Annotated in this window: 19 protein-coding genes and 3 pseudogenes; 11 read left to right on the top strand and 11 right to left on the bottom strand. The window is 66.6% G+C overall.

Features of this window, described 5'->3' with window-relative positions:
• Positions 1 to 121 precede the first annotated feature (121 nt).
• The 4 genes from ACYVF3_RS16080 to ACYVF3_RS16065 all read left to right on the top strand — a co-directional run bounded on the left by ACYVF3_RS16080 (position 122) and on the right by ACYVF3_RS16065 (position 4,596).
• On the top strand, positions 122 to 496 hold the full coding sequence (locus tag ACYVF3_RS16080; RefSeq protein WP_461155039.1) for a hypothetical protein: 375 nt from the start codon (positions 122 to 124) through the stop codon (positions 494 to 496).
• A 1,208-nt stretch (positions 497 to 1,704) separates the two neighbouring features.
• A complete protein-coding gene (gene sbnA, locus ACYVF3_RS16075) occupies positions 1,705 to 2,685 on the top strand; it encodes a 2,3-diaminopropionate biosynthesis protein SbnA (RefSeq protein WP_461155038.1) in 981 nt (326 codons plus the stop codon).
• Complete coding sequence (locus tag ACYVF3_RS16070; protein ID WP_461155037.1) at positions 2,682 to 4,070, top strand: MFS transporter; 1,389 nt, start codon at positions 2,682 to 2,684, stop codon at positions 4,068 to 4,070. Before sbnA ends, ACYVF3_RS16070 begins: the two co-directional genes overlap by 4 nt.
• 235 nt (positions 4,071 to 4,305) lie before the next feature.
• Entirely contained in the window at positions 4,306 to 4,596 is a 291-nt protein-coding gene (locus ACYVF3_RS16065) for a thioredoxin family protein (protein WP_461155036.1), read from the top strand.
• A 129-nt stretch (positions 4,597 to 4,725) separates the two neighbouring features.
• Here the strand turns inward: ACYVF3_RS16065 and ACYVF3_RS16060 are convergent, their stop codons facing one another.
• Complete coding sequence (locus ACYVF3_RS16060) at positions 4,726 to 6,042, bottom strand: aminotransferase class V-fold PLP-dependent enzyme (protein WP_461155035.1); 1,317 nt, start codon at positions 6,040 to 6,042, stop codon at positions 4,726 to 4,728.
• 388 nt (positions 6,043 to 6,430) lie between these two features.
• Between ACYVF3_RS16060 and ACYVF3_RS16055 the strand changes: the two are divergent.
• Positions 6,431 to 7,620: pseudogene (locus ACYVF3_RS16055) on the top strand (IS256 family transposase); the annotation flags it as partial.
• A 300-nt stretch (positions 7,621 to 7,920) separates the two neighbouring features.
• On the opposite strand, the gene ACYVF3_RS16050 reads toward ACYVF3_RS16055, so the two are convergent.
• The 4 genes from ACYVF3_RS16050 to ACYVF3_RS16035 all read right to left on the bottom strand — a co-directional run bounded on the left by ACYVF3_RS16050 (position 7,921) and on the right by ACYVF3_RS16035 (position 10,396).
• Positions 7,921 to 8,160, bottom strand: coding sequence for a hypothetical protein (locus ACYVF3_RS16050; protein WP_461155360.1), 240 nt, complete (start codon positions 8,158 to 8,160; stop codon positions 7,921 to 7,923).
• 121 nt (positions 8,161 to 8,281) lie between these two features.
• On the bottom strand, positions 8,282 to 8,950 hold the full coding sequence (locus ACYVF3_RS16045; protein WP_461155034.1) for an arsenate reductase ArsC: 669 nt from the start codon (positions 8,948 to 8,950) through the stop codon (positions 8,282 to 8,284).
• On the bottom strand, positions 8,925 to 10,022 hold the full coding sequence (gene arsB, locus ACYVF3_RS16040; RefSeq protein WP_461155033.1) for an ACR3 family arsenite efflux transporter: 1,098 nt from the start codon (positions 10,020 to 10,022) through the stop codon (positions 8,925 to 8,927). Before arsB ends, ACYVF3_RS16045 begins: the two co-directional genes overlap by 26 nt.
• Positions 10,019 to 10,396 (bottom strand): ArsR/SmtB family transcription factor, encoded by a 378-nt coding sequence (locus ACYVF3_RS16035; protein ID WP_461155032.1) that lies wholly within the window; start codon positions 10,394 to 10,396, stop codon positions 10,019 to 10,021. Before ACYVF3_RS16035 ends, arsB begins: the two co-directional genes overlap by 4 nt.
• Positions 10,397 to 10,533: 137 nt before the next feature.
• Here ACYVF3_RS16035 and ACYVF3_RS16030 point away from each other — a divergent pair, with 137 nt between their 5' ends.
• Positions 10,534 to 11,607 (top strand): ArsO family NAD(P)H-dependent flavin-containing monooxygenase, encoded by a 1,074-nt coding sequence (locus tag ACYVF3_RS16030; protein WP_461155031.1) that lies wholly within the window; start codon positions 10,534 to 10,536, stop codon positions 11,605 to 11,607.
• Positions 11,608 to 11,612: 5 nt separating this feature from the next.
• On the opposite strand, the gene ACYVF3_RS16025 is transcribed toward ACYVF3_RS16030, so the two are convergent.
• On the bottom strand, positions 11,613 to 12,836 hold the full coding sequence (locus ACYVF3_RS16025; protein WP_461155030.1) for an MFS transporter: 1,224 nt from the start codon (positions 12,834 to 12,836) through the stop codon (positions 11,613 to 11,615).
• A 6-nt stretch (positions 12,837 to 12,842) separates the two neighbouring features.
• Complete coding sequence (locus tag ACYVF3_RS16020; RefSeq protein ID WP_461155029.1) at positions 12,843 to 14,177, bottom strand: NAD(P)-binding domain-containing protein; 1,335 nt, start codon at positions 14,175 to 14,177, stop codon at positions 12,843 to 12,845.
• 100 nt (positions 14,178 to 14,277) lie between these two features.
• Between ACYVF3_RS16020 and ACYVF3_RS16015 the strand changes: the two genes are divergently transcribed.
• From ACYVF3_RS16015 to ACYVF3_RS16005, 3 genes are all read left to right on the top strand, one after another.
• The gene (locus tag ACYVF3_RS16015; protein WP_461155028.1) at positions 14,278 to 15,114 is read left to right on the top strand and encodes a helix-turn-helix domain-containing GNAT family N-acetyltransferase; all 837 of its coding nucleotides are present in this window, start codon (positions 14,278 to 14,280) and stop codon (positions 15,112 to 15,114) included.
• A 73-nt stretch (positions 15,115 to 15,187) separates the two neighbouring features.
• Positions 15,188 to 16,753, top strand: a complete 1,566-nt coding sequence (locus ACYVF3_RS16010; RefSeq protein ID WP_461155027.1) for an NAD(P)-binding domain-containing protein — start codon at positions 15,188 to 15,190, stop codon at positions 16,751 to 16,753.
• Positions 16,750 to 17,601 (top strand): M56 family metallopeptidase, encoded by an 852-nt coding sequence (locus ACYVF3_RS16005; protein WP_461155026.1) that lies wholly within the window; start codon positions 16,750 to 16,752, stop codon positions 17,599 to 17,601. Before ACYVF3_RS16010 ends, ACYVF3_RS16005 begins: the two co-directional genes overlap by 4 nt.
• 63 nt (positions 17,602 to 17,664) lie before the next feature.
• Here the strand turns inward: ACYVF3_RS16005 and ACYVF3_RS16000 are convergent, their stop codons facing one another.
• From ACYVF3_RS16000 to ACYVF3_RS15990, 3 genes and pseudogenes are all read right to left on the bottom strand, one after another.
• Positions 17,665 to 18,477 carry a class I SAM-dependent methyltransferase gene (locus tag ACYVF3_RS16000; RefSeq protein WP_461155025.1) on the bottom strand — a complete coding sequence of 271 codons (813 nt, stop codon included), beginning with the start codon at positions 18,475 to 18,477 and terminating at the stop codon, positions 17,665 to 17,667.
• A gap of 299 nt (positions 18,478 to 18,776) precedes the next feature.
• Positions 18,777 to 20,006, bottom strand: coding sequence for an IS30 family transposase (locus ACYVF3_RS15995; protein ID WP_461155344.1), 1,230 nt, complete (start codon positions 20,004 to 20,006; stop codon positions 18,777 to 18,779).
• Between the two features lie 328 nt (positions 20,007 to 20,334).
• Positions 20,335 to 20,768, bottom strand: a pseudogene (locus ACYVF3_RS15990) (MerR family transcriptional regulator).
• Between the two features lie 103 nt (positions 20,769 to 20,871).
• Between ACYVF3_RS15990 and ACYVF3_RS15985 the strand changes: the two are divergent.
• Positions 20,872 to 22,107, top strand: a complete 1,236-nt coding sequence (locus ACYVF3_RS15985) for an MFS transporter (protein ID WP_461155024.1) — start codon at positions 20,872 to 20,874, stop codon at positions 22,105 to 22,107.
• A 262-nt stretch (positions 22,108 to 22,369) separates the two neighbouring features.
• A pseudogene (locus tag ACYVF3_RS15980) lies at positions 22,370 to 22,561 on the top strand (hypothetical protein); the annotation flags it as partial.
• Here the strand turns inward: ACYVF3_RS15980 and ACYVF3_RS15975 are convergent.
• The gene (locus ACYVF3_RS15975) at positions 22,472 to 23,308 is read right to left on the bottom strand and encodes an urease accessory protein UreH domain-containing protein (RefSeq protein WP_461155023.1); all 837 of its coding nucleotides are present in this window, start codon (positions 23,306 to 23,308) and stop codon (positions 22,472 to 22,474) included. The pseudogene ACYVF3_RS15980 and the gene ACYVF3_RS15975 sit on opposite strands and share 90 nt — an antisense overlap.
• Positions 23,309 to 23,317 lie beyond the last annotated feature (9 nt).

Genomic DNA, 23,317 nt, shown 5'->3' with positions numbered 1-23,317 from the left:
ACTCGTATCGGCGACGGTCAGAGCTGAGGCCTGCCCTGACTACCTATGCCATGAGCCTGGCTCTCGGGTACTTAGCAGCAACGAGCCGAAAACGAGCGCGAGTATCCCGCCCAGCGCAGCGATGACCGAGTTCGTGATCACCGGGCCGCTGCTGATCGCCGTGGGCCTGTCCCTTCTCGCGGGAGTTCGTTGCGCAGCAAGGAATCCGATACGCCGAGGATCACGACCGTCGCGGAAGCTTCCGCTGGTGCCCGGCTACCTGGCCTGCCTGGCCGGACTCGCCGGGACGCAGCACTCCGGTACTACGGGAGACGACGGGAAGCCACACGGGCAGCGAGGGCGCCTTCTTCTTGTCACACCACTGTTCATCGCCGGATTCACCGTCGTCTTCAGGGTACTCCTGCTCGTCGTCGGGGCACTGCTGCTCAGCGGACTATGGGGGGCGATGCTGGCATGGCTTCGCATCCCGTTGGCGGGCATCAATCTTCCGATCTGATCGCAGAACCGCAGACACAGGATCACCTCTGAGGACGAGAATCACACGAACTCGCCGAGGTCCTCGTCATCGGCAACACCATCCGCGCCGCCCGTACCCGGCCACTGCCCGGAACCTCCCCCGTCCTCGCGGCCGGCACGTGGCAGCCAGTCATCGTCGGCAAACCCAGCGACCGCGGCAACAGCGACGGCTGCTAGCACCCGCGTCAAAGCCGTGTGCACCTACCGTGGCCGATGAAACCGTCTGAGCCGGGTGCGCTGAGCCCAGCGAAAAGCGCCCGCATCCACGTGCCACGGCATTCAGGAGGTTCGACTACAGCGGTTTCCGTGACATGACCTTGCTTCGGGCTACGCGGCGCGCCCCCGATGCAGATGACAGAACTTGCTATTCGAAACCCTGCTTGTGGGACACGTCATCTGAACGAGAACCCATAAAGGGTGACAAGAAGCATGCCCCGCCAAGGACCGAAATGGCATTGCTAATGTGGGGGCATGCTGAGGGCATTCGAGCGGACGAGCGAGAGCATCAGGCTCCTCGCGATGCTTGCCCTTTCAGTTCTTCTGATGTGCGTGTTGCTGCCACACCATTCGCATGCGCAGGCAGCCACGGGCGCGGGAAGCGGTTCGACCGCTGTCGCCACCGCTGCAGCAGCCCCGACACCTAGTGCCGACACGCCGGCATCAAGCGCCCCTGACACGAAGGCGCAAAGTCCTTCGACTCAGGAGGGCGACGACCATGGAACGAGCCCAGGCCCTGTGTGCCACAACGCAGGTACGCAGGTCATGGACATGGCGAAGCGCTTCACCTCTGGTCAAAGCGATGTACTTGGTTTTCTCGGCGCGTTGCTGATCACCTTTGTGGGTGTCGTGAGCCTGGGTACACGAGCACGTGCTCGGTGGTGGTCGGCACGACCACCCCGCGCTCTGGCCGGGTTCCTCTTGCTTCTCACCCTGGGCGTGTCACGAACCTGATTCACGATCGCAGGCTGATATCTCACTAGATTCAAGCTGAATATTTCCTGAGGGAAATTCGCCTGTTCTCAGTTTTCTCCGACTTTAGGGCAGGTATTGCTCGCCCGCACGTTGCGCGGCTCTTGTCGGAAATTCTCCTGTTATTCACCTTCCGCTGTTGAGAGCGGTTGGTCTCAATTTCGTGAACACGGCTGAGTCCCCACGCGCGTGCGCCGTGGGGCCACCGGGAGGTTTGCAGTGACATACGATTCTGTACTGGACTGTGTCGGTTCCACCCCGCTGGTGCGGTTGCGGCGGTGCTTCCCCCACTCCGAGACCGAGGTCTTGGCCAAGCTGGAAATGCTCAACCCGTGCGGGAGCATGAAAGACCGCCCCGCCCGCTACATCGTCGAGCAGGGCGTGCGCGAGGGGGCGCTGGCACCCGGCATGCGGCTGGTGGAGAGCACCTCGGGCAACCTCGGCGTGGCCCTGGCGGCCGCCGCCCGCATGCACGGGTTGTCGTTTACCGCGGTGGTGGATCCGAACACCTCGCCGACGAACCTGCGGCTGCTGGAGTTGTTCGGGGCTGATGTGGACATGGTGACCGAGCCCGACGAGGCGGGGGGCTACCTGCACACCCGTGTGCGCCGGGCAAGGGAGTACGCCGAAGCCGACCCCGGCGTGGTCTGGATCAACCAGTACGCCAACGAACGCAACTGGCGGGCCTACTACGACACGCTCGGTGCCGAGATCCTGCAGCAGGTCGACGGCCCCATCGACTACCTCGTCGCTCCGGTGTCCACCACCGGATCGCTGCAAGGAACGGCACGGCGGCTGCGCGAGGCCAACCCGGACCTGCGGGTCGTGGCGGTCGACGCGGTGGGCTCGGTGATCTTCGGGACACCGCCGGCGAAACGACGCATCCCGGGATTCGGCGCCAGCCGTGTGCCCGAGATCTTCAAGCCGGAGGAGATCGACGACGTCATCCACGTCGCCGATCCCGGCTCGGCTGCCGGCTGCCGACGGCTGGTCGAGACCGAGGGTCTCCTGGCCGGCGGGTCTTCCGGCGCGGTGATTTCCGCGCTGGGGGAACTGCTGGAGCGCCTGCCCGACCCCGCACGGGTAGTCACGTGGCTGCCCGATCGCGGCGAGCGCTACCTCGACACGGTCTACGACGACGCCTGGACCGAGAAACTCAAGTGCGATGCGAGCGGAGCCGAGCTGGCGGAGGATCCGTGAGCACCACCGACCGCGTCCAACGACGCAACCTCGTGCTGCTGTGGGCCAGCCAGTTCATCAACACCGCCGGGTTGATGATGCTGGTCCCGATCATGCCCTTCTACGTCGAGGACATGGGCCTGACCGGCACGGCCGAGATCCAGACCTGGGCGGGGGTGGCCATCGCCGCCCCCGCACTGGCGTTGACCGTGGCGACCCCCCTGTGGGGTCGCCTCGGCGACAAGATCGGACGGCACTGGATGGTCGTGCGCGCCCTGGTGGGACTGGCGATCTCCATGCTGGTCATGGCCACCGCAGGCAACCCGCTCATGCTGGTGGTCGGACGGCTGCTGCAGGGCAGTCTCGGCGGTGTCGTCGAAGCGGCGCAGGCCTTCGCCAGCGCCGCCGGGCCCGGGAACAAACGCGGCTCGGCGCTGGGCAAGTCGTTCAGCGCGACCGCCGCCGGCTCCCTGACCGGACCACTGCTGGGCGGCGCCCTCATCGGGGCCGGCGAGCTCAACAGCCTTATGCTGGCCATCGCCGCGCTGGCCGCCGTGCTCGCCGCGGCATGCGCGCTCGGGCTGCGCGAACCACGCGCCTCCCAACCCGCGCCAGCACATGCCCAGACCGCTCCGGGCGCCCGTGCCCGGCGGACGGGGTTCTGGCAAGTCCCGGGCGCGGTACCACTGGCAGTGGCCGCGGCCGGGGCCTACTTCGGTGTCTACGGGCTGATCCCCGTCTTCGCCGAACACGTGCAGCAGAGCGTCACCCCCGGCCAGGCCGGGCTGTGGGTCGGTATCTTCCAGTCCCTGACCTGGGGCGCCACCCTGATCGCCTCCTTCTGGTGGGGCCAGCACAACGACCGCGTCCAGCGGCCGATACACGCCCTGGCCATCGCCTCAGCCGTGAGCGCGGTCAGCATCGCCGCCCAGGCACTCCCACTCGGCACCGCCGGGCTGATCGTGCTGCGACTGTTGCAAGGAGCCAGTTTCGCCGCGCTAGCCCAGTCGCTGTTCTTCCACTTCAGCCGACACGCCCCTTCGGAACGCCGAAGCGGCTACGTCGGCACCGCCAACAGCTTCCTACTCGCAGGCCAGTCAGCCGGCCCCCTACTCGCCGGACCCATGGCCCTCGTCTTCCCCACGCCGGTCTCGATCGCGATCATGGGCGGCTCGTGCGCGGTGGCCGCCCTGTGCTGCCTCCGGGCAGCCCGAACCGAAACCGCCAGCGAAGACACCACTACCGACGCGTCTCCGGCGAACAGGCACTCGCCTGTGCTCCGGCAAATGAGCGGTGAACTCAACCTCACCGCAGAGCAAACCCTGCCCATCCACATCAGCCCCCGGAGCTCCGCGCGCCAGAACGGTTCGCACAGACCAGACAGGGTGAGCGAGCACCGTTACTGACCGTGGAATGGCCACAACTGCGCTAATGGGCAGGCTCGCCGCGTGTGGCAAGTTCCGCACCCTGGGGACGTGCTGCCAGTACTTCGGAAGACACGGACCCAGCGTTCAGAGGCTGCGAGTACCTCGACGCCGTTGCCGCCGAGTTCCAGGGCACCCACGCTGGGCTGGCACACCCCAGCCCAGCGTCTGTTCCATTTCTCGCCGCTGCTGTCTGAACCGGAGGCACCATGGTGCTATGAACATCGAACTGCTCTACTTCGCCGCGCGTCCGAACTGGCATCTCGCACACGAACGACTCAGCCAGGCCCTTGCTGTTGCATGCCGATCCGATGTGAAGGTCCGGCTCATTGCCGTCGAAACAGACCAGGAAGCCCAAGCGCTCAACTTCCCCGGTTCGCCGACCATCCACATCGAGGGACACGATCCCTTCCCAGCCGCAGCCGAGAGCTGCGGGCTGACCTGCCGGGTCTACCCGGGCCCCCGCAGGCGCACCGACAGTCGACCAGCTGGTCGAGGCACGGCTTGAGATCGTCGCAATACTCCCCATGTTGCGAGGATTTCTACGGCATCCGCCCACCGGCTGGGCCAAGACTGCCGACGACATCCAGCACCACGCCCACCCGAATCAATGGGCATCCTTTTGCGCTAAACCGGGTCAGATGCGGAAGTGCTCTGCGACATCGCGCAGAGCAGCTCCGAAGAGGTCCACGTGCTCGCGCAGCGTGTACAACCCGGGAGTCACCCGGACGCAACCGCCCCGGGCCGGACCGTCCTTGTCCACCACGAAGATCCGGTGTCGGTCGAAGAGGTACTTCGCGATCTTCTCGTTGTCCTTTTCGGACGTGCGTCCGGTGATGCGGAAACTCGTGATCCCGCCGTGCATCGTTGGGTCTGCGGGAGTCAAGATCTCCATGTTGGGGAGGTCGGAGACCGCATCGACCCAGCAGTCCCTCAGGTACCGCAGTCGGGCCTGCTTGACCGCAGCTCCGCCAAGACGTTCGTGGTAGTCCAGCGCAGCCGGCACCGAGAGCATCGAGGCCACGTCCCGGGTTCCGGACACAACCCGCGACTTGATGTCATCGGCTGGGTACGACTCGTCCTCGAAGAGGACGTCGATCGAGCCCAAGCGCTCCTTGCGGATGTAAAGGAAGCCAGTACCGAGGGGCGCCCCTATCCACTTGTGCAGGGAGAAACCCACGAAGTCCGCACCGAGGTCCTCGATCCTGAAGTCCAGTTGACCCCACGAATGGGCGGCATCCACGATCACATCGACACCGTGCTCACGCGCCATACTGACGATCTCCCGAACCGGCGTGGCGAGACCGGTGCGGTTGTTCACGTGGCTCAGCAGCAGCAACTTCGTTCTCGGGTGGTTTCGAAGAGCCGAAGCGTACGCATCGAGAACAGCCTGCTGTGTAGGCGGTTCGGGAAGTTCGAACGTCACCACCTCGACTCCACGGCGTTGCTTCAGCCAATCCATCGCGTCTTGCATGTCCGGGTAGTCGAGGTTTGCATACATGACTGCGTCACCGGGACGTAGATCCCGGTAGCCGCTGATGAGGTTCTGCAGCGCTTCGGTGCCGCTTTGCGTCAACGCAAGCTCGTCCTCGCGGGCCCCCAGCATGCTGGCGATCCGCGCCCGGATCTTGTCAGCGTCCGACTTGTAGGTAGTACGAAGGAGATAGGAATTGAGCTCGTTGAGCCGGTCGACGTTCTCGTGGTAGGTATGCCGAACCGGATCGGACATGATTCCGTAGTAACCGTTCTCCAAGTTGAGGAAGTCGGCGCTGACGCGATACTGCCGCGCGACCTGCCGCCAGAACGACTCATCGCGAGCGACCTCGTCAGGTTCCTTACCGGTTAGCGGGCGCGGCGACCGGATCTCCGGCGACTGTGCATGAGCGGAGCCAACCGCAGAGACGGAAGCCAAGGCGCCAATGCCCGCGACGAGACTACGGCGAGACAGATGCATAAGTGCACTCCTAGCCAGCGGTGGGAGGGACCAGCACGGTTGATCGTACTTCCGCACTCGCCTGTTTTGGTCGCGACACGATCTCGCAAGAGGTCGATGCTCAGTAACGAGCTGAACCGCCCACGGCGGTCGCATGCGCCGACGCAGCTTTCTGACGCGCAGATCGACGACACATCCGGCTTTACACAACCTGGGATGGTTTCTAAACGGAGCCGCTGCACGCGAGGTTGGACTGTTGGGGTAACGGTGTTTCCGACCTGACGCGCCGGATGTGGGTCCGGCGGGATGGGCACTGTGAGTGATGAGCTCTGACGCTGTGAGCGCAGACCGGAAGAAGATCGGCAAGTCGGATCGAACGTTGTCTCCTGAGCAGGCCGCTGTGGCCGAGATGGTGGCGATGGCCAAGGACAAGGGCCTGGATTTGACCGGTCCCGATGGGCTCCTGAAGCTGTTCACCAAGAATGTGTTGGAAACAGCGTTGAACGAGGAACTGACCGAGCACCTCGGGCACGAGAAAAACCGTGCCGACTCGGGCCGGGATTCAGCGAATGTGCGCAACGGTTCCCGGCCGAAGACCGTGATTTCCGATGCGGCCGGCGCGGTCGAGATCACGGTTCCGCGGGATCATGAAGGGACGTTTGAGCCGCGGATCGTGCGAAAGCGGCAGCGGCGTCTCAGCAGTGTGGACGAGGTGGTGTTGTCACTGTATGCGAAGGGATTGACCACCGGGGAGATTTCCGCGCATTTCGCGGAAATCTACGGGGCGTCGGTGTCCAAGGACACGATCTCCCGTATTACCGACACGGTCGTACGGGAGATGGAGGACTGGCGCGACCGTCCGCTGGATTCGGTTTACGCCGCGATCTTCATCGACGCCGTCGTGGTCAAGGTCCGGGACGGCCAGGTGGCCAACCAGCCCGTCTACGCCGCGATCGGGGTCACCGTGGACGGCTGGAAGGACGTGCTGGGACTGTGGATGGGCACCGGCGGCGAGGGCGCGAAGTTCTGGCTGTCGGTCCTGATGGATCTGAAAAATCGCGGCATCACCGATGTCTTCTTCTGCGTCTGTGATGGCCTGAAAGGACTCCCGGATTCCGTCGCATCGGTGTGGCGGCCGCACACCATCGTCCAGACCTGCATCGTCCATTTGATCCGCAACACCTTCCGGCTCGTTCCCCGGCAGAAATGGGACGAGGTCAAAAAGGACATCAAACCGATCTACACCGCACCGAACCCGGACGCGGCACTGGTCGCTCTTGGCGATCTCGATGAAAATGGGGCAAGCAGTACCGAGCCATGATCCGGTTGTGGCGCAACGCCTGGGAAAATTTCACGCCGTTCCTCTCCTACGACGTGGAGATCCGGAAAGTGCTGTGCTCCACCAAGGCAATCGAATCACTCAACGCTCGCTATCGCCGAGCGGTCCGCGCGCGAGGACATTTCCCCAACGAACAGGCAGCGCTGAAATGCCTGTATCTTGTGACCCGCAGCCTGGACCCCACCGGAGCCGGCCACACCCGATGGACGATGCGTTGGAAGCCAGTCCTCGACGCCTTCGCCATCACCTTCGGTGACCGCCTGCACATCAGCGGGAGAGCCTCCCTGGCCGGGTTCGATCTCACTGATCCAGGAGTGATGGACTGGTCGGCCTCGGCCAGCATCTACGCCCTCCCCGAGGACGACATACCCAGATCCGAATCTGGCCCAGCCTGGTACACAACCGAGGGCATCGCGCTGTCCACCGCCCCGATGGGCCATGAAGAAGGCCTGGATCTCACCATCCTCACCGCGACCGGGACCACGATCGACCTGACCCAAGTCGACGATGTCTTCGAAGCCCTCGATGCGCGCAGCCAGGACGATGCCCACTTCATCCCGCTATTCGGAGAACGTGATCAGTTCGGCTGGGTCGAACTCACCGACGACCTCGAAGAAAGACTCGAACCCGGCGGCAACCAAGTCGTGATACTCGACCGCATACGACTCGCACCAGCATGGCGCGGACTCGGCGGCGTCGGACGACTTCCCACCGCCCGCATCCTGCGATGGATCTGCGACGAACCCCGGCTCGTCGCCGTATACCCCTTCCCCATCGACCTCGACACCAACCAAAAACAAGACAACGAGCTATTTGTGCCCGCCATGCAGCAGATTCGCCAAACCTGGGCATCACTGAGCTTCGAACCATTCACCCCCGACTTAGGACCGGAACCGACGATGATCACGTTGCGGACGTCGCTCACTGCGCGGTCTCCGGAACGAGCTCGGCCAGCAGGGCACGCACGCGGCGGTCGATGTCGTCGCGGATCGGCCGGACGGCCTCGACTCCCTGTCCGGCGGGGTCTGCGAGTTCCCAGTCGAGGTAGCGCTTGCCCGGGAACACCGGGCAAGCGTCGCCGCAGCCCATCGTGATGACGACGTCGGCGGCTTCGACGGCGTCGGTGGTGAGCTTCTTCGGGAACTCCTGCGACAGGTCCAGGCCGAGCTCGTCCATGACCTCGACCACGGCGGGATTGACCGCCTCGGCCGGGGCCGACCCGGCCGAGCGGACGGCGACGCGACCTTGCGCGTGGTGGTGCAGCAGGGCTGCGGCCATCTGGGAGCGTCCGGCGTTGTGGACGCAGACGAACAGGACTTCGGGCGTGGAAGGCACGGGGATTCCTCGGCTTTGGGCGATGTCGGCCAGCCGCTCGCGGGCGTAGCGGGTGGCCAGGGTGGTCAGGTGGGTGTGTACGCGCGCGGTTTCGTCCAGCTCCCAATAGGTCTCGGCGAGCACCGCGTGGATCGTTTCGGTCGAGAAGACGCCTTCGAACCGGGCGTGCAGGTCGGAGGCTGCGTGATCGAGCAGCTCGGCGACCTGGGCATCGGTCGGCCGGTATTCCTCAGTGTCGTGGTGGCGTGTGGACATGGTCGGCCTCCGCGGAGGTGGGGGTGAAGCGGTTGCGCAGCGCCAGCGAGACGTAGACCAGGCCGACCAGGACCGGCACCTCGATCAACGGGCCCACGACACCGGCCAGGGCCTGGCCGCTGGTGACGCCGAAGGTCGCGATCGCCACGGCGATGGCGAGCTCGAAGTTGTTGCCGGCGGCGGTGAACGACAGGGTCGCGGAGCGCTCGTAGTTCAGGCCGATGGCCTTGCCGAGCGCGAAGGAACCGGCCCACATCACCGCGAAGTAGGCCAGCAGCGGCAGCGCGATGCGCACGACATCCAGGGGGTTGGAGGTGATGGCCTCGCCCTGCAACGCGAAGAGGATCACGATGGTGAACAACAGGCCGTACAACGCGACGGGACCGATCTTGGGCAGGAACCGCGACTCGTACCACTCGCGTCCCTTCGCCCGTTCCCCGAATTTCCGCGTGAGGTAACCGGCCACGAGCGGGATGCCGAGGAAGATCAGCACGTTCTTGGCGATCTCCCAAGCCGAGACCTCTAGCCCCACCTGGTCCAGACCCAGCCATCCGGGCAGCACCGACAGGTAGAACCAACCCAGCCCGGCGAACGCGATCACCTGGAACACCGAGTTGAGCGCGACCAGCACGGCCGCCGCCTCGCGGTCCCCGCAGGCCAGGTCGTTCCAGATGATGACCATCGCGATGCAGCGCGCCAACCCGACGATGATCAGGCCGGTGCGGTACTCCGGGAGGTCGGGCAGGAAGATCCAGGCCAGCGCGAACATGAGTGCCGGGCCCAGCACCCAGTTCAGCACCAGCGAGGAGATCATCAGGCGCTTGTCGCCGGTGACGGTGTCCAGCCGGTCGTAGCGCACCTTGGCCAGCACCGGGTACATCATCACCAGCAGGCCAAGCGCGATCGGCAGGGACACCCCGTCGATCGCCACGGTGTCCAGCACCGGACCGAGTCCGGGGATCCAGCGACCGGCCAGCAGGCCGACGATCATCGCGGCACCGATCCACACCGGCAGGAACCGGTCCAGTGTGGACAGCTTCGCCACCACGGCGTTGTCCTGCGTCTGAGTCATGCCGTCACCGCCACGTCGTGAGCCGGCGCCAACGTTTCCGACAAGAGCCGCAACGTGTCGGGATTGACGCGGTAGTAGATCCACGTGCCGCGCCGGTCGCCCTCGATGATCCCGGCCTCGCGCAGCACCTTGAGGTGGTGCGAAATCGTCGGCCCGGACAGGTCGAACGTATCGGTGAGGTCGCACACGCAGGCCTCGCCGCCGGCGTGGGAGGCGATCAGCGACACCAGGCGCAGCCGCACCGGCTCCCCGATGGCCTTGAACACCTTGGCGAGGTCGGCGGCCTGATCGACGGTCAGCGGCTCCCGCATCACGGTCGAGGCGCACGGCTCGGCCTCGTCCCGCGAGGTGATCAGCACGTCTTGTTTCGGCATACGTCTAACTTGACATCCATCTATATAGAAACGCAAGCTCGAAGGTGGGTTTCCCGTCGCACTGTGAGCCGCGCCTCGCCGCGCTGCCGCGTGGTCACGGGCTGCCGGTTGGTGTTCAAGCATGTCAGGAGGTCGTGGTGCCCGAGGACCGGGATGTGGTGGTGATCGGCGGTGGGCAGGCAGGGCTCGCCGCCGGGTACTTCCTCCGGCGAGCGAAGCTGGATTTCGTCATCCTCGACGACCAGCCCGAACCCGGTGGCGCCTGGCGGCACTACTGGGACTCGTTGCGCCTGTTCTCGCCCGCCGAGTACAGCCCGCTTCCCGGGTGGTGGATGCCCCGGCAACCCGGCGAGGAGTTCCCCACCGCCGACCACGTCGTGGGCTACCTCGCCGAGTACGAGCGGCGCTACCAGCTGCCGGTGCAGCGGCCTGTGCGCGTCGACGGTGTCCGCGATGCCGGTGAGGGGCTGGCCGTGGAGACTGACCGAGGGGTCTGGCGGGCGCGGATCGTCGTCAGCGCCACCGGGACCTGGAGCGAGCCGCACCTGCCCTCCTCGCCCGGCCGCGAGGTCTTCGCCGGGCGACAGCTGCACACCGACTCCTACCGGTGCCCGAAGGAGTTCGCCGACCAGCACGTCGTAATCGTGGGCGGCGGCAACTCCGCGGCCCAGATCCTCGCCGAGGTGTCCACTGTGGCCACCACGACCTGGGTCGCTCACCGGCCGCCGCGGTTCATGCCCGACGACGTCGACGGCCGGGTCCTGTTCGACGTGGCCACCCAGCGCGACGCCGCGCGCCGCGCGGGACTGCCCGACGAGGGTGGGCCCGGGCAGCTCGGCGACATCGTGATGATCCCGAGCGTGCTCGAGGCCCGTGACCGCGGAGTCCTGCACGCCCAGCCGATGTTCGACCGGCTCACCGAACGCGGCATCGCCTGGGACGACGGCAGCGAACTCGCCTGCGATGCGATCATCTGGTGCACCGGTTTCCACCCCGCACTGCGTCACCTCGCGCCGCTGGGCCTGCGCACCGAGGACGGAACCGTCCCCACCGACGGTGGGCGCAGCGTCGAAGAACCACGCCTGTACCTGCTGGGCTACGGAGACTGGACCGGGTGGGCCTCGGCGACCCTGGTCGGGGCCGCGCGAACCGCGAAACCAGCGGTCGCCGAGATCGCACAGCGACTCGCACCGCCCGAGGCCGCCAACTGAGCACGTCACGATCGCGCGACAAAAGCGGGACGGGTGGCCAGTGCGAGCACTCCGCTCGCAGCGGTCATGCCCCCCAGCACGAGGAACAAGGCGGGGAACCCGCCCAGGGCCGCGGCGATGGCCGAGCCGCCCCACGGCGCAAGCGCAATGGCGATCATCAGCGGCGCGGACAGGATCCCGCTCAACCTCCCATAAGCGGCCGTGCCCCACCGGTCGCTGACCGCGGTGGCCTGCAAGAGGGTGAACACGCCCCGCGCCATGCCGACCAGCATCGCCGCGGCGATCAACAACCCGGCCGGGCCCGGAACCACGCCCAGCACCACAGTGGTCACCGCACACGCCGCGAGGATGACCACCGTGCGACCGCGCGCTCCGGTGCACCGTTGAAGAGGCGCGTAACCGAGGCGTCCCAGGACCTGGCCCACACCACCGAGTCCGAGCGCCCATGCCGCCAGCTGCGAGTCAAACCCGCGTTCGGTCAGCAGCGGAACCTGGTTGATCACCACCGCGTACACGCCGAAACCGCCGAGGGCCATCGTGGCCAACAGCGCCAGGAACGGGCGGCTGCGCGCGATCTCGACGGCACGCCCGTTGGCTGACGCGTGCTCGGCGTGCCCGTCCCGGGGCCACGGCAGTCGCAGCCCGGCGTGCAGGGGAATCGTGATGACCCCGAGGATCACCGCGAGCACCACGTAGGTGCCGCGCCAATCGAGGTGGTCGTTCAAGGCTGCGGTCAGTGGCGCGAACACCGTGCTGGCCAGACCCGCCACCAGGGTCAGCGCGGTCAGCGCACCAACCCGGTCGGGTCCGTACCAGCGGGTCAGCGCGGCGAAGGCGGGCGGGTAGAACGTCGCCGCCATCGCCAGCCCGGCGACCGCCCAGGCCAGCAGGAACCACCCGTAGCTCGGAGCGTGAGCGATCCCGAGCACCGCGGGTACGGCCAGCACCGATCCGGCGGTCATCACCGCCCGCGGGCCGCGGCGATCCAGCCACCGCCCGACCGCGATTCCGGCCACGGCGGACACGATCTGGCTGGCCGAGAACGCCCACGTCACAGCCGGCAACGACCAGCCGGACTCCCGCGTGATCCCCGGTGCCAGCACCGGGAAGGCGTAGTACAGCACGCCCCAGCTGGTGATCTCGGTGAGGCACAGGGCGACGAGCGCGCGACGCCGCCGCACCGCGTCGACGGGCGGTGCGGCGGCGGTCGCCAACGATTCGGACGGCATGCTCGGTCAGCGCTCAGCGGCTCCGGGCGCTGCCAGCTCGACCGTCTGCGGCGGAGCAGCGCAGCAACCACCGCCCTGCTCGGCCTCGGGCTCGTCGAACAGCCCGGCCCCGCCGCACACCCCGGTTTCCGGCAGGACGAGCTCCACCCGCTCGGCCGACTCGGTGTCGCCGACGATCGCGGCGGCCACGCTGCGGACCTGCTCGTAACCGGTCATCGCCAGGAACGTCGGTGCCCGGCCGTAGCTCTTCATCCCGACCACGAACACCCCGGGCTCCGGATGCGTCAGCTCCTTCGCCCCGTGCGGGTAGACCGTGCCGCAGGAGTGGACATTCGGGTCGACCAACGGTGCCAGCGCGGTCGGCGCCTGCAGCACCGGGTCGAGGTCCAAGCGGACCTCCGAAAGCCAGGACAGATCCGGGCGGAAGCCCGTCAGCACCACGACCTCATCGACCGGCTCGGTCGTGTTCCCCTCGAACGAGGTCAGCACCACCCGGCCGTCCCCATCGGCCTCGACCGCAGCCGTACGAAAACCCGTCACGGTGCGGACGAACCCGGCCTCGACGGCCCGCTTGGCACGCAGCCCCAGCGCCCCACGCTTGGGCAGCTGATCGGCCTCACCGCCACCGAACACATCACCCGAACCGCCCCGCCGCAGCACCCACACGATCTCGGTGCCCGGCGCCTCCTCGGCCAATTCGGCGAAGGCGACCAGTGCGGTCAGCGCCGAATGCCCACTGCCGGTCACAGCGATGCGCTTGCCCGCGAACCGAGCACGGACCTGCGCATCGGAGACATCCGGCACCTGGTAGCTGATCCGCTCCTGCGCGGCACGTTCGCCGACCGCCGGGAGGCCGTCACCGCCCAGCGGGTTCGGGCTCGACCACGTCCCGGACGCATCGATCACCGCCTGAGCGGTGATCCGCTCCTCGCCGCCTTCGGTCTCGACGTGCACGGTCAGCGGCTCCGACTGCCGCCCGGCATCCACCACCCGGTCACGGCCACGACGAGCCACGCCCACCACCTGGGCACCGAAGCGCACCCGCTCCCCCAGCGCCGCGGCCAGCGGCTGCAGGTACTGCTCGACCCACTGCGCTCCCGACGGATACACCTCCGGGGCCGGCGCCGACCATCCCTGCGCTTCCAGCAACCGCGCGGCAGCCGGATCGATCAACTCCGACCACTGCGAGAACAGCCGCACATGCGACCACTCCCGCACCGCGGCACCGGCTTGCGGACCTGCCTCGATCACCAGCGGCCGCAGGCCCCGCTCCAGAACCTGCGCCGCAGCCGCCAGCCCCACGGGGCCCGCACCCACCACCACAACCGGCAACTCGTCCACGACAAACCCCTCTTGTATCGATGAGCTTCGATGAAGTTGTCTGGACTGTATCGACGCGGATCGATTGACGCAAGCATCGATGCGCGTCGATACTCGAGGCATGACGACGGCTCCTGAGACCGGGCTGCTGCCCACCGAGGACGCGGCCACCTACGCCGAGTGGTTCGCATGCCTGGCCGAACCCACCCGCGTCCGCCTCCTGCACGCCGTGGCAGCGGCCGGCACGATCAGCGTGGGCGCGCTCACCGAGCAATTGGGGATCAGCCAGTCCACCTGCTCCCACCACGTGCGCAAACTCGCCGACGTCGGATTCGTGCTGCTGCACAAGGAACGCACCACCACCCACGTCACGGTCAACACCGCCTGCTGCACAGGGCTGCCGCACGCCGCCGACGCCGTCATGGGCGTGGTCGCCCGCCCCTGCTGCCCGGACAACCTCCCCGCCGACGTCACCGTCCGACAGCTGGAACCCGGCGACTGGACCGACGTGCGTCGCATCTACGCCGAAGGCATCGCCACCGGCGACGCCACCTTCGAAACCGACGTCCCCGCCCGCACATCACTGGAAGCCAAGTGGCTCCCAGACCACCGTTGGGTCGCCGAGGTCGACGGGCAGGTCGCCGGGTGGGCCGCCGCGACACCAGTGTCCAACCGGGACTCCTACTCGGGAGTCGCCGAAACCTCCGTCTACGTCGGCGAGGGATTCCGCGGACGCGGGATCGGAAAGTCCTTGCTGCACAAGCAGGTCACCGCCGCTGACGCCGACGGGCTGTGGACGTTGCAGACCTCGATCTTCCCGGAGAACCGAGCCAGCATCGCCCTGCACTACTCCGCCGGGTTCCGCACGGTCGGCCTGCGCGAACGCATCGCCCAGCACCACGGCGTCTGGCGCGACACCGTCTTCCTCGAACGCCGCAGCACCTGCAACGACAACTGACCTGACCTAACAACAGTCCCCCATCCACACCCGTCGCCCGCTCATGAAGGCGTCGGTCGATGAAAGGTGCCCTGTGAACACCTGCGACGCCATCGTCATCGGCGGCGGACAGTCCGGACTCGCCGCCGCCCACGCCCTCCGCACCCAAGGCCACCGGCCCGTCGTGCTCGAAGCCGGCGCGGAACCGGTGGGCTCCTGGCCCCGCTACTACGACAGCCTCACCCTGTACTCACCCGCCCGATTCAGCGCATTCCCCGAAGTCCCGTTCCCCGGCGACCCCGACCGCTACCCGCACCGCGACGAAGTCGTCGACTACCTCCGCCGCTACGCACACACCCTCGACGCCGACATCCGCACCCACCACCGCGTCAGCACCGTCACCGCCGACAACGGCACCTACACCGTCCACACCGAACACAGCTCGCACACCGCGCCGATCGTGATCGCCGCCAGTGGCGGCTTCAGCCGCCCCCACCGACCCACACTGCCCGGCCTCGACACGTTCGACGGCACGCTCGTGCACACCGCCGACTACCGCAACCCCGAACCATTCGCCGGACAACGCATCGTCATCGTCGGTGGCGGCAACGCAGCCGTGCAGATCGCCGTCGAACTCGCCGAGCATGCCGATGTCACCCTGACCAACCGCAAACCCCTGCGGTTCGTCAACCCAACGCTGCTGGGCAAAGACATGCACTACTGGACCGCCACCACCCGGCTCGACATCCTGCCGATCGGCCCCTGGCTGCGCACCATTCCACCACACCGATCTCCGACAAAGGCACCTACAAAACCGCGATCGAAGCCGGCAAACCAGAGCGCCGAGACATGTTCACCACACTCGACGGCAACACCATCACCTGGGCCGACGGAGCCCACGAAACCATCGACACCATCATCCTCGCCACCGGCTACCGCCCCGACCTCTCTTACCTGCAACCGCTCGGCGCCATCAACCCCCACGGCACCCCCGAACAGGAGCGTGGCATCTCCCGGACCTGTCCGGGACTCGGTTACACCGGTCTCGAATGGCAAACCAGCTTCTCCTCCGCCACTCTCCGCGGCGTCCACCGCGAGCCCACTACGTCGCCCGCCAGCTCGCCACAGCGTCCCGGACCCGCCAACATCACTGCTGCACCCCGCAACTGCTCGATCGGCGATGAACGAGCACGGGGTAGGACACGGCCGACCCCGTCAGCGACCGCTTCGGGCAAGCGCAGTCGGCTTTCGGGACGTGCCGCTACGACGTTGGTGTAGTAGCATCTTGAGCATGGGCCGCTCAGTACGAAGGTCAGTTCTCGGGCCGCTTGAAGCCGAGGTCATGGCGGTGCTGTGGCAGTCCGGTTCGGCACTGCGGGTTCGTGAGGTGCTTGCCGAACTCAACAGCGATCGAGACTCGCCGTTGGCCTACACGACGGTCATGACGGTCCTCTCACGGCTGGCCGAACGCGGCGTGGCACGACGGGAATCGGCCGGCCGTGGCTACGCCTACCTAGCGGCCGTCGGCAACACCGCTGAGATCGCGGTCCGGCGACTACTGGACGACTACGGCGAGGCGGCCCTCGTCTCTTTCGTCGACCACGTCAGCGAAGACGACGAGCTACGCGAGCGGCTGCGCCGCCTGGTCGACGAACCATGAGAACCGACCGTTTCCTGTGGATTCTGGTGGCCGCTGCGGCGGCCACCTATCCTGCGATTGGGCTCGCTTCGTGCACCGTCGCGGCACTCACCGCTCATCGCGATGCCCGCGCCCTCGGGTTCGAAGGAAATCCCGTTGCGCTGGCTGCGATGCTGCTGATTCTGATCGGCGCCGTGGCTGTGGGCAACGCGTTGCGCACCACTCTGGTCGGTATGCGGCAGACCCACCGGTTCCACACCTGGGTCACTCAGCGGCGAGTTCCCACACCCGGACCCGTCGCCGCGTCCGCGCATGACCTGGGGTATCGATTCATGGTCATCGAGACTGACCATCAGATTGCGGTGACGACCGGGTTGCTGCGCCCCTTCGTCGTGATCAGCACCGGACTCGCCGAGAGCCTGAACGATGCCGAACTCCGTGCGGTTCTAACCCATGAGCGAGCCCACGCGCGGCGGAAAGATCCGCTGCGGGCACTGGTCGGACAGATGCTCGCCGCGCACCTGTGGTTTTTACCAGCGGCACAGGACGTGCGGACCCGTGCACGGCGCGAATACGAACTGGCAGCTGATCGCCACTCAGCGGACCACTGTGGACGGCGTGCGCTGGCTGGCGCATTGCTACGCATCACGTCTCCCACTGCCATTACGCCCGAATTCGTTGCGCCGTTCGCGGAATCCGATTTGCTGGACGCACGGGTAGCTCAACTGGAATCTGGTCACCCTCCACGCCCGCCACGCGTGTCCCCGATGCGCTCAGCCCTGACCGTCGCCGGAGCACTGGCCTTCCTGACCACTGTCACCGGCGCATGGTTGTTCATGCTGCTCGCGTGCCCGTGCGCAGCAACCTAGCCTCAGGAACGCATCCCCGATGCTCCACCGTTCCGGAAGCACCATCGAGGAACCAGGGATCGATCACTGATCGCCGGCGCTGTCGGAACTGGGTTTGCGGGCGACGAGTCGCTCGACGATTCCCAGTTTGAACCGCTCGTGCTTCTCGACGACGAACCCCGCTGTCCGAACGTGCTCAACCGGTCGGCGCCGGAAGTTCTCGCCGGCTGTCGGGACGGTGACCAAGTCCAAGGTGCGCTGCACCACCCGTGCCGGCCACGAGGTGCTGATGACGTGATCTGCCAGCAGCAGCTGACCACCGGGACGCAGGACGCGCATCATCTCCTCGACCGCGCCGCGATCATCGGGCACCGCGCACAGGGAGAACGTGCAGACGATCGTGTCGAACGACTCGTCCGCGAACTCCAACTCCTGGGCGTTGCCGACGCTCAACTCGACCACACGACCAGCAGCGTCCGCCCGATGACGCGCCTGCTCGAGCATGCGCGGACTGAGGTCGATGCCGGTCAGCCGCGCCTCGTCCGGATACAGGCTGAGGTTCAACGCCGTCCCGACGGCGACTTCCAGAACCTCACCGCAGGCTTGGCTGCACACCCACTCCCTGGTGTCGCCGAAGAACTTCCGGTCCATGAACCGCATCTGCTTGTCATAGCTGCGAGAATGCTTGTCCCAATGCCGCCGCCGCAGCTCCAGGTCCTTCGATTCCGTGGCCATCACGTTCGCCCCTTCCAGATCCGCTGACGTGAGCCAGACTACTACAGGTTGGTAGTAGAGCGGCGTCATCGCTGACCGCGAAGTGAAGTCATCTCGAATGGACTCGGCACACCTGCCGGGGCTGAACCGTCCACACGAATGCGTTCGCTGGAGTGCCAGCAAGGAGCACTTTCACCGCGCTATTACGCGGAGCCGGGTCGCCCACCCCGGCCGCGGAAATCGGTCGAGCCCGTGCTGCGCCACTGCAGCAAACTCCGCGCCCCCGAACGCGGCGATGAAGTAGCAGAGAGCCAGTCCTAATAGGTCAACTGCCAATGTCCCCGCCGTCATCCTCGTTCCCTTTGCCTGGGTCGTGCATCAGCAGGCGTCGCAGCAGCCATCTTCTTCTGGCCGGGTGGTGGGTTTTCCAGCGATGGCCGGTGGGAGCGTTGCCGCGGCGGGCACGGGGGCCACCGGCGGATTCAACTGGTCGTCGCAACGCTGCTGGTACTGGACGATCGTAGGTGATCGTCAAGAGTCTCGGTGGGGGTTCGCCAGCCGAAGGGCTTGCGGGGGCGGTTGTTCAGTGCCTCCGCGGCGGCGGCGAGGTCCTCGGCGGTGTGGCGGGGCAGGTCCGTTCCTTTTAAAAAGTACTGTCGTAGCAGGCCGTTGGTGTTCTCGTTGGTGCCGCGCTGCCATGGCGAGGCGGGTTCGCAGAAGTAGACGGGCATGCCGGTGGCCTGGGTGAAGGCCTTGTGCTCCGCCATCTCGGCTCCTTGGTCCCAGGTCAGGGGTCCTCTCAACCAGGTTGGCAGGAGAGACATTTCGGCGATGAGTCGGTCGCGGAGCTTATCCGCCGAGCGTTCGGGGCCCAGGTGGCCGAGGATCACGAACCGGTTGGACCTTTCGACCGCGGTGGCGATAGCAGAGCCGCTTGCGGCGCCGATGATGAGATCGCCTCCCCAGTGGCCCGGCACAGATCGGTCCTCGACCTTCTCGGGCCGGTCCCAGACTAGGGTCATGCTGTCCACGAACCGTGGGCGGCGCTTGTGCGGGTCGCTGCGCGGGCGGCGTGCGATGCGGCCGTGCCGGAGCCGGCTGACGGTCTTTCTCCGGAGCCCACCGCGGGCCTGGGAATACAGGGCCTCGTAGATCGTCTCCGGGCTCAGCCTCATCTCCGGAGCATCTGGGAAGTCCCGGATCAGCCGGTTGCTGATCTGTTCCGGTGACCACCATTCATTCAACTTGCCCTGCACGTAGTCGTGCAGCTCGGCTGATGTCACCAGCTTCGCGCGTCGAGGCCGTCCGCGGCGCTGTACTGACAGGCGGTGGGCGGTGTGCGGGAGGCATCCGTGCGTGGTGCTGATATTGCGCTTGAACTCGCGGCTGATCGTTGACGGTGCCCGGCCCAGCTCGGCCGCTATCTTCCGTATGGATAGCCCTGTGCGTTGCAAATCGCGGATCTGTTCCCGCTCTTCCAAACTGAGGTACCGGGGATGGATCACCTTCTCGACCTGGTCCAGGTCGACCCTGCCGTCGATCGTGCGGGCGGTCCGCGGAGTGTTCACGGCAGACATCTTGGGGTCCGGGTAGCTCGCGAGACGACCATCGGGATAGAGCCGACCACGGCGGACGATCGTGACGTCCTTGTCCCAGTCCTGGGCAGACCGTTCGTCAGCCCCCACCCGCGCTGCGGCCTCGGCCCGCGTCAGGCCCTCGGTGCGCAGTCGGCGGAACTCCTCCCGGTGTGGCACAACCCTGCGGGCGGCCTCCGCCGCGGCCGGCACCGAGCCGCCACGATCGAGCTCCTCGAAGAACCTGTCCTACAACTCGGCCGACTTGCCCCGTGCATCCACCGCAAACACCACTTTCGATCGGTGTTGCGACGACTACTGGAACCCACCCGGACATCTCCTCAGCCGATCACCGGCAGCTGGAGCCGTGTGGTTAGTGCGCAACTCTCGGACACTCCTTTACCCCCGGGCCTTCCGGCTCCGTGGGGTCTTTCGTTGCTGCCAGCAGGGTTGTGCTCCGACCGCCTCAACTCTCGATCGTCGGTTCCGGTGCGGTTTCGATGATGCGGCATACCGTCGCCGATTGGCCGCGGCGTTGGTCTTCGGCTTGAGCGCGAACGTCGGCGAGGCGGTCCCGCAAGGCGTGCAGGTCGGCGATGGCCCGGTCGAGGCCAGCTTGGTGCCGGTCGAGCGTGGCCACCACCTCGGTACAGGGCTGTTGCCGCCTCGTTGGAGGTCGAGGATGTCCTTGATCTCATCGACGCATAGTCCGAGGGCCCTGCTGTGCCGAACGAAACGCAGGCTCGCGATATCGACCTCGGTGAACTGCCGATACCCGGCCTCGGTGCGCTCGGCCGGTGGCAACAGACCCTTGGATTCGTAAACACGGATCGCTTTGCGGGTCACGCCCGCCAGCCGCGCGGCCTGGCCGACCGTGTACACCCCATTGTTCTCAGACATCGCCTCGCGCTCCTCGTCTCCGTGTCCTGTCTCGGTTTGACCCGGCCCCTGGGGCCAGGTTCGACCGTCCCCGCGGGTCATGACAAGCGGTGGAAGGAGACCTGTGGCAGCGGACGAGGACCGAACGAGGTTGCGGGCGCTGCTGGCACGTCCGGCTTATCAGCGGTGGTGGGCAGCCACGGTGATCTCGCGTGCCGGCGACATCTTGGCCGGCATGACCCTGCTTCTGCTGGTGCTGGAGCGAACGGGTTCCGGGTTGGGCGCGGCCGGGGTGGTGGTCGCCGAGATCTTGCCGGTGTTGCTGTTCGCGCCCCTGGCCGGTGTCGTGGTCGATCGGCTTCCTCGACGTCAGGTCATGATCGCAGCAGACCTTGTCCGCATGGCCCTGGCGGCGACGCTGCCGTGGATCGATACGCAAGTGATCGCGGTGTATGCGATCGCGATCGCGTTCGCGCTCTCGGCGTCCACCGTGTTTTTCAATCCCGCGGCCAACAGCATGCTGCCCGCCGCGGTCAGCAAACACGAGCTCGTCACCGCCAACGCCGGGATCTGGACCGCAGCGGTCATCGCGCAGATCGCGCTCGCGCCGCTGGCAGGAGGGCTTGCGGCGGTGGCTCGGTTTGCCACCGCGTTCTGGGTCAACGCCGCGTCGTTCGCCACCAGCGCTGTGCTCCTGACCGGGTTGGCCGTCCCCGCTCACCATGTCGGCGCGCTCTCGCACGGCTGGTTGCACGACGCTCTCGGTGGCGCGCGTCTGCTCATCACCGACCGGCTACTGCGGGCGCTGGCCGGCGCGCAATTGCTGGCCGCCCTGTCGGCAGGGGCCACCAGCGCGCTGCTGGTCGTGCTCGCTCGCGAGCAACTCGCCCTCGGGCCGCAGGGCTTTGGGTGGCTGCTGGCCGTCATCGCCGTCGGCGCTGCGGCCGGTCCCACGCTGCTGACCCGATTTGTGCGCGAGCCAGCCCGACCAGACATCGTCTTCAGCGCCTACGGTCTGCGCGGCCTCGTCGACCTCGTGCTGGCCGCGACGACATGGCCGCCCCTGGCCACCGCGGCACTGCTGCTCTACGGCCTCGGCACCTCCACCGGCACCACCACATTCACCAGCCTGGTACAAGCCCACACCGATGAGGCCGTGCGGGGCCGCGTGTTCTCAGGACTGGACGCGCTGTGGCAGACCGGCCGACTGGCCAGCCTCATCCTCGGTGGCCTCCTCTCCGACAAACTCGGCATCACAGCCGTCTACCTCCTCGGAGCCGCACTCCTGCTCACCGCCGCAACAGCGGGATTCACCCTCACAAATGCCCATCCACGCCGATGCGACACAAGGCGCAGTTGAACCAACCATCGGCGGCACCCACTCGTCTCGGCGGCCTCGCCCGGCATTGTTGGGGGCATCGAGTTCGACAGGTGCGGCTCGAACCTTGCCCCTACAGAACACGATCATTCAGGCGAACAACGCCGTCGATTCGCCCTACCAACACTGAACCTGAACGGGGCGTCCGTACCGGCTACCGTGTCCCTACCCGCCTACGAGGGGTATTACGGAGGGTGTAGCACCTGTTCAGGCAGCGTATCGGTCGAAGGCGGTGGTTGCCGTGATGGACGGAACGATGGGCATGGGCCTGCTCGCAGCCCTGTGGGGAGTGGTGGGACTAGCGGTGCTGGCGCTGCTCGTGTTGGCGATCATGTGGCTGGCCAGGTCACTGATAAGCCAAAGCCAGCTGACACGGCAGCGCGAAGACCCGGCGGAGACCGAGCTCCGGCGACGCTATGCAGCGGGAGAACTCGATCCGGAAGAGTACCAGCAACGTCTCGGAGATATCCGTGGCCGGTAACCGGCCCCACCTTGTGCGAGCGGTTCGCGCAGCAAGGGCGCACGTTTTCGCACAGCGGATTTCCGCCTCTACGAACCACGAACGTCGAAAGCGACTCGCGCGACTGGTTGCGACTTCAGAACCGGGCCTCGATGAGGTGGCCCCAAACTCCTGGTCAGTACGTGGCCCCGCGTGGCTCTTCCGCCGATGCGAAACTGGCGCGTTCCCGACTTCGATGACGATGTTGCGGAAACCGGGCACGCCGAGCTGGGAGGGTCCCAGCACGCAGATCACCACACCGGCGATCAGCTGCAACGCGGTCCTGGTGCCGACCGACATCTGCACGACCGTGCCCAGTGCGCCGAGCAGTGCGCCGAGCACGCTGTGGGAGACGAGCTTGCCGATCAGGAAGCCACCGACGGGTGCGAAATCGTCGGCGAGCCGATTGAGCGGACTCTGGGTTGTTTTGGTCCGCACGGCGGTGTTTCCGGTCTCGGTAGGGGCGGCGTTGCGATGCTGGCGGGTGATCAAGCCCGCGAGCAGTCCGCCCTGGACTGCGGCACATGAAACACCACCGGCGAGCAGGCCGATGAGCAAGCGCGAGCGGATGATCCAGGTTCGAGTACAGCGTGTTCTCCTGCGACCACGAGGAGCGACGGTGACCCATCGGCTTCCGCAACCGCACTCCGACCACAACAATGCAGCAAATGTGAACTCTTTCACGGAGCGATG

This window comes from Saccharopolyspora tripterygii (genome assembly GCF_054778355.1).
Note: the sequence above shows the minus strand (reverse complement) of the source record. Positions and strands in the feature narration are given on the sequence as shown.